Source organism: Streptomyces sp. NPDC057137, from assembly GCF_042670825.1.
Lineage (GTDB): Bacteria > Actinomycetota > Actinomycetes > Streptomycetales > Streptomycetaceae > Streptomyces.
Genome location: NZ_JBHUUW010000092.1, coordinates 21313 through 27808 on the forward strand (window position 1 = coordinate 21313; position 6496 = coordinate 27808).

The window sequence follows — 6496 nt, forward strand, 5'->3', positions numbered from 1 at the left end:
ACGGAGCGGCCCGGCCGGGCGGTCGCCGGGCCGGGCCGCTCCCCGGGGCTCATCCCCAGTCGTCGGCAGGCTCGTTCCCGGCCGGCGAACGGTCCTCCAGAGACGCGGTGATCTTGCGCAGTCGCAGAGCCAGCTGGATCTCCAGAGCCGGGTTCGGCTGCTGCCAGTGGGAGCCGAGGAGCTGGGAGATGCGCTCCAGCCGCCGCGCGACGGTGTTGGGGTGCACCTGTAGCGTCTCGGCCGCGTAGGTGGGGCTGGAACCTGCGGCGAAGTAAGCCTCCAGCGTGGAGGCCAGCCGGGTGGAACGCTCGTCGTCGTAGCGGATGATCGGGCCGAGGCGCTCCTCGATGAAGGCGCTGATGTCGCGGTTGCCGCCGAGCAGCATCCCGACGAAGCCCAGTTCGTCCATCGTCGCCGCGGTGTCCTGTCTGCCGAGGGCGACCAGCGCGTCCAAGCAGCCCACGGCTTCCTGATACGACGTCAGCAGCCCCTCGGGGCCTCCTCCGGCGAAGGCCGCGCCCACCGGCACAGGCCGGGCCAGGGTCTCGCCCAGCCGCTGCATCACCTCGCGCGCCGCCTCCCGCGGATCACCGTGCGGCAGCAGCATCACCAGATGCCCGTCGTGAATGGTCTTCGCCCCGCCGCGCATCCATACGAAAGTGGACGCCCAGGTGGCGAGGCGTCTGTGTTCACCGATCCCCACCCGCGCGACGACCATGGAGTGCCGCCGGCTCAGGTCGAGCCCCAGCCGCTTCTGGAGTTGCCGCTGCCAGCGCTTGGTCGCGGGTCTCCCGTGGATGAACTCGTCGAGCGCCTCGTCCCGGACCTTGCGGTCCACCGACTCGGCGCCGCGGTTGAGCGTGCCGAGCACCGACGCCACCCGGAGGACCTCGCTCAGGACCCAGTGGTCAGGGCCGCCGGGACGGTCCGGGCAGCGGACCACCAGGGCGCCGAGGCTGTCGTCGCCGATCCGAAAGGACGCGACGGTGACGTCGCTGTCCATCGTGATGATCCGGTGCTCGGCACGGGCGGTGAACGCCACCTCGGCCAGCTCCTTCTCGTCCGCCTCCCACAGCGGATCGGAACAGGCGACGGTGCCGTCGTCCTCACCGCGCAGCCAGACGGGGCCGCCCAGTTCGGCGGCAGCGGCCGCCGCGAACGCGTGGGCGTCGCCGCCGCTCAGCACCAGGTCGAGCAGGCGCTGGCCGCTCGCCGCGGCCTGCTGCCTGGCGCGGTCCCTGAGGCGCAGACGGTCGACCTCCGCCGTGGTCTCGGCGAGCCGGGTCCGGTCCTTGTCGCGCGCCTGGGCGCGTTCGACGGCGGAGGACACGTAGTCGCCGACGGAGGTCATCATCGCGACCTCGTCGGCGGTGAAGGCCCGGACCACCCGGTCACCGCCGTAGAGGACGCCGATGGTCCGGTCGCCGACCCGCAACGGGACGGCGATCAGGGCGTGGAGCCCCTCCTGGCTCACGACGAAGTCCGTGTGCGAGAGGCAGCCGATGCCGTCGTTCTTGGGATACTCGGACGTCCATACGGGTGCGCGGCCGACCATGCCCATCGTGGTCGGACTGTTCCAGGTCGGCGCGTGGGGCGCGTCGTTCAGCTCGGAGATGGCGCCGTCCCCGGCCCCGACCCGGATGCTCCCGTTCTCGTCGATGAGCGTCACCCACGCCATGTCGAGGTGCAGCAGCAGGCGTGAGCGCCGTACGACGGCTGTGAGCAGCGCGTCGAGGTCCTGCTGCTCGGCCAGGTCCCTGACCGTGTCGATGAGGACGGCGAGCTCGTTCTTGCGGCGGTCCAGGTCGCGGATGCGCTGATCGACGGCCAGGGCGAGAATCTGTGCGCGCTCGAGTTCCTTGAGGACGAGGTCATCGCTGTCGTCGTGCCGCGCCTGTATGAGCAGTTCGTCGAATGCACCTCGGGGCGACCGCGCCATGAGGTGCTCCAGCAGAGTCAGGACACCACTTAGCGTGGCCGTGTCTTGAGACATCACTCTCCGTGCGATCCGCGGTGGAAGTTCCGGCGGCCGGCCGCCAGTGTCGCGTGCTGTCACCCGTCGGCGGCGGTGTCGCGCCCAGGGGATGTCTTGCGGAGGTTCGAACGGTGCGGTGCGAGCAGCTCATCGGCGTTCCCGAGCTGCCAGAATCTGCCTGATCACCCGAGACCGCACGGGAAGAGGGGACTTCACACCGATCCTGTACTCAAGCCGGTCTGTGGATCTCTCCGCAAGTCAATTGTTCCCGAAGACCACCCGCCGGGTGGCCGGGAGCCCGCATGTCAGACCTCCTGCGGTCTGGCGGTTCTCGGCAGACTGAACATCAGGGCGGTCATGACGGCGAAAAGACCGGCCACATACAGCAGTCCGGTGCCGAAGGCCCGGGAGAACGACTCCGCGCGCACCTCGGGGACGGCGTCGGCGAGCACCTGCTGGACCGGTCCCGCGCTCTCCGCGGGGACTCCGGCGGGTGCCTTCCGGCAGCTCTCGGGGACATCGTTCGGATCGGACTCCCCCAGCCGGTCCTCGGTGCAGGCGCGGTATCCGGCCAGCACGCGGTCCTGCGCCGGCACGTCCTGGACGCCCACCGCCGTCAGTTCCTGACGGACCTTCGCCTCCACGGTGTCGATGCCGCGGCCGGACTGCCCGGGGATGGCGCCGAGGAAGACGACGGCGACCAGCGCGATACCGATCGCCGTGCCGAGTTGCCCGGAGGTGTTGAGCACGCCCGACGCGGATCCCGCGTCCTTGTGCGGTACATCGTTGAGCGAGAAGTCCACGACGGGAGCCACCACGCCGCCCATGCCGAGTCCGAAGACGAACAGGGGCGCCACCATCTGCCAGGAGCTGATGTCCGCGCCGTACCGGTCGCCGACGAAGAAGAAGGACAGCGCGCCGGCGATCAGCACGATGCCGCCGCCGAAGAGCACCTTGCGGCCGAGCTTCGGCGTCAGGGTGGTGCCCGCCATGCCCGCCGTCACCATGAAGCCGAGGAACATCGGCAGCCCGGTGAGGCCGGCGCGCATCGCCGACCAGCCGAGGCCCGCCTGCATGTACAGGGTCCACATCAGGAAGAAGGTGCCGTACGCGATGCTGTAGAGGAGGTTGACGCTGAAACCGCCCGCGAAGCTGCGGGTGGAGAAGAGGCGCAGGGAGATGAGGGGCAGGCCGCCACGCGCGATCAGCCTCCGTTCGTAGGCGATGAACACACCGAGGACGGCCAGCGAGCCGACCATCATCACGAACGACCAGACGGGCCAGCCGAGTTCGCGGCCCTGGGTCAGCGGATAGACGAGCATCAGCACGCTGGACGTGGCGAGGACGACCCCGACGATGTCCAGCCGCGGGGCGTCGGGCGCCTTCGACTCACGCACCCAGGCCACGGCGGCGATGAAGGTGATGACACCGATGGGGATGTTGACGAGGAAGATGGGCCGCCACGCGAGACCGAAGAAGTCGGCGTCGACGAAGACGCCGCCGATCACGGGGCCGAGGACGACAGCCAGTCCGGCGACACCCCCGTACAGGCCGAAGACCTTGCCGCGCTCCTCCTTCGGGAAGCTCACGTGCACGATCGACAGGACCTGCGGGATCATCAGGGCCGCCGCCGCGCCCTGGACGATGCGCGCCCCGATGAGCACGCCCGGCTCGGGTGCGATGCCGCAGACCACCGAGGCGGCGGTGAAGCCGGCCAGGCCGACGAGGAGCATGCGCTTGCGGCCGTAGATGTCGCCGAGTCGTCCGCCGGTGATCAGCAGAGCGGCGAAGGCGAGGGCGTAACCGGCGGTGATCCAGGCGATGGCGGCGTAACTGGCATCGATGTCACGCTGGATGCTGGGGATCGCGACGTTGACGATGGTGACGTCCAGCAGGTCCATGAAGGCCGCGAAGAGGATCACCCCCAGGCCTAACCAGCGTTTCGGATCCGGGGCGTCGCGGCCGACGTCGCTGTTCTCACTCCGGTTCTGCTCTTCGGACTTCTCGGTAGGCAGACTCATGGCAGCTTCCCGACCCTCCCCGGATCTAGTACCCTCAATGAAGAAGCATCTCACGCAGAATATATCTTGGAATCAAAGATATCAAGGAAATAGGATTGCCGAGGATCGCATGACAAATCCAGTGCCGGCCGAGGACGCGCAGGGATACCACGAGAGTGCGGGGAAGCACACCGGCCACCAAGAGCGCGACGAGGCCCTCCAGCGGGTGATGGTTGCCGGCCGCGAACTGGGGCTCGCATTCCTGTCCCTCAACGCGGCCACGGCGCGGGCGCTGAGAATGCACCCGACGGACGCGTGGATCATGTCCTACCTCCAGGGCGTCGGGCCCGACACCTCGATCACCCCGGGCGACCTCGCCCGTATCACCGATCTCACCACCGGGGCGGTGACCGGTGTGATCGACCGGCTGGAGGCCGGCGGTTACGTACGGCGCGAGCGCGACGCGAAGGACCGCCGGAAGGTGATCATCCGGCCCACCGACAAGAGCACGTCGATCGCGCACGTCTTCAAGCCGCTGATCGAGGAGTCCATGGAGCTGGGGCTGCAGTTCACCACCGAGGAACTCGTCCTGGTCACCCGGTACTTGACGGCGGGCAAGGAAGTCACCGAGCGCACCACCCAGCGCCTGCGGCAGGTCTGACGCCCGCGAGCGCCCGACGGGCCGACAGCCCGCCCGGCGCTCGTGGCGGCGCCCGGCACGGCACCTCGCGGCGTTCTCGGAGTCATACGAGTACGCCCGGTACGAGCATGATCCTCCGCCTCGCGATGCACCGCACCGGCCGCCGCAGGCCCCGCCGTGCGGGCGGACGGCCCTATCTCGAGGGCAGGCCCTAGCAGGCTCTGGCGAGGGGTTCCCGGCCGGCGGCGCTGAGCATCGACACCGCGTGCGCGGCGGAGGCCAGCGTGGCATGCCGGTGCCAGCCGCCGTAGGAACGACCCGTGAAGTCGCGGATGCCGAGCCGGTCCGCGGTCTGGTGAAAGTCCAGCTCGACCCGGCGCATCAGCCTGCTGAGCCGTACGAGGACATGCGGCTGCGCCTGCGTCATGTCGGTCAGCCACAGCTCCATCGGCCACTGCCGGCGCGTCGACCCGACGCCCAGCAGGCCCAGTTCGCCGATGCCCGGCAGACGCCGTTCGAGGCCGGCGGGCCGTACCGGCGTGAGCGCGGCCAGCTCCATCCGGATGCCGCCTTCCGCCCCCGGCTTCCGCAGCGGCACCGGGCGCATCCGGTCGCGTGCGGCGGCCATCAACCGCGCCGCGTCACGGACCTGCGGCGCGCGCGTTCCGAGCGCGAGGTCCGCCGACGTCAGCGGCTCGGCCCCGCTGATCCGGACGAGGAAGGGCACGCCCGCGACGCGGAGGCGCCGGACGGCGGCCGCGGCGTCCATGTGCCGGGCGTCCAGGACGACGGGACGCGGCGGCAGGCCCCAGTCCCGCGCCGTCTCCAGCGCCGCCTCGATCCCCGATCCGCCCAGGGAGCTCTCGCTGATGTCACCGGGGATCGACGCCTGGAGGCGGCGCTCGTCGTCGTTGAGCCAGGAGGCCGACAGGCGCAGGCGCCAGTTGACGGGCGCGCTCAGCTCCTCTGTCGCGGCCCAGACGCCGCACGCCTGCTGGGCGTTGACCAGCTGGCCCACCTCGGAGACGTACTGCCGTTCCACCCCGACCGAGTTCTCGCCGGCCTTCGGGATCACCATGGGGCGTACCACCCAGGCCGAGGGGGTCGCCTGGTCCGCGAGGTAGTGGGAGAGCGCGCGGCGCACCGGGGACCAGTCCCAGGTGGAGTTGCAGACGAAGTGGTGCAAGCTCTGCTCGGTGGCCGAGCCGCCGAGGAGCGAGGCGAGATTCCGTATCGACCTGCGGCCGTCCGCCCCCAGCAGTCCGCGGAGGTAGTCGGTACCCCTCTTGCGCTGGTCGCTCCTGCGTAACGAGGCGAACATGGTGGCACTCAGCTCTTCGAGCACCCGCTCGTTCCAGCCATGCGGTCCGGTGGGCGGACGGATCCTGCTGATAGGGGTGGTTGGGTCTTCTTCGACGGTACGCACAGCTGTTCCCCGTTCGGTCGGCTTTGAAGTGGTCACCCGCCCCGGGGGCGGGTCGCCGGTTCCGATTCCTACGGTTCCTTCAAGACATCCGTGCGCCAAGGTGGAGGGGCCACCCTCCGATCGGGCGGGCAGGTGGTGAGGGACCGCCTCCATTTCGCTCAGCCGTTCTAGTGACCGGATCGGAGATCGATCGGGGGCCGGCGGGGGGGCGCGGGTGGGGGTGCGACAACACCCGGAATCCCCGGCTCCAGCGGTGACGGCCGATCAGGACGCCGTACGCGGCGCCCTGCCCCTGGTCAGAGGTTGTGCTTCACCGTTCAACGACCTGTCGGCAGGTGGTGGTCGGACCACTGTCCGAACGGGCACGGGCACAGGGCCGGGCGCCGGCTGCCGGGCACCGGTCGCCAGGCAACCGGGCAAACGCGAGGCGCCCGGTCACGCGGGCCTGCTGGCCT

4 protein-coding genes are annotated in these 6496 nt (G+C 70.1%); 1 reads left to right on the forward strand and 3 read right to left on the reverse strand.

Annotated elements, in window-relative coordinates:
* Positions 1-49: 49 nt before the first annotated feature.
* Positions 50-1993 carry a helix-turn-helix domain-containing protein gene (locus ACFT9I_RS37205; RefSeq protein WP_382571894.1) on the reverse strand — a complete coding sequence of 648 codons (1944 nt, stop codon included), beginning with the start codon at positions 1991-1993 and terminating at the stop codon, positions 50-52.
* A gap of 287 nt (positions 1994-2280) precedes the next feature.
* A complete protein-coding gene (locus ACFT9I_RS37210; RefSeq protein ID WP_382571895.1) occupies positions 2281-3996 on the reverse strand; it encodes an MFS transporter in 1716 nt (571 codons plus the stop codon).
* Positions 3997-4105: 109 nt separating this feature from the next.
* On the opposite strand from ACFT9I_RS37210, the gene ACFT9I_RS37215 reads away from it, so the two are divergent.
* Positions 4106-4636, forward strand: coding sequence for a MarR family winged helix-turn-helix transcriptional regulator (locus tag ACFT9I_RS37215; protein WP_382571896.1), 531 nt, complete (start codon positions 4106-4108; stop codon positions 4634-4636).
* Between the two features lie 190 nt (positions 4637-4826).
* Here ACFT9I_RS37215 and ACFT9I_RS37220 read toward each other — a convergent pair whose 3' ends face one another.
* Positions 4827-5960, reverse strand: coding sequence for an IS701 family transposase (locus tag ACFT9I_RS37220; RefSeq protein WP_382571897.1), 1134 nt, complete (start codon positions 5958-5960; stop codon positions 4827-4829).
* Positions 5961-6496: the final 536 nt, after the last annotated feature.

Coding starts and splice junctions, on each gene's coding strand:
- ACFT9I_RS37210 (WP_382571895.1), bottom strand. CDS start 3,996: ATGAGTCTGCCTACCGAGAAGTCCGAAGAGCAGAACCGGAGTGAGAAC.
- ACFT9I_RS37215 (WP_382571896.1), top strand. CDS start 4,106: ATGACAAATCCAGTGCCGGCCGAGGACGCGCAGGGATACCACGAGAGT.
- ACFT9I_RS37205 (WP_382571894.1), bottom strand. CDS start 1,993: ATGTCTCAAGACACGGCCACGCTAAGTGGTGTCCTGACTCTGCTGGAG.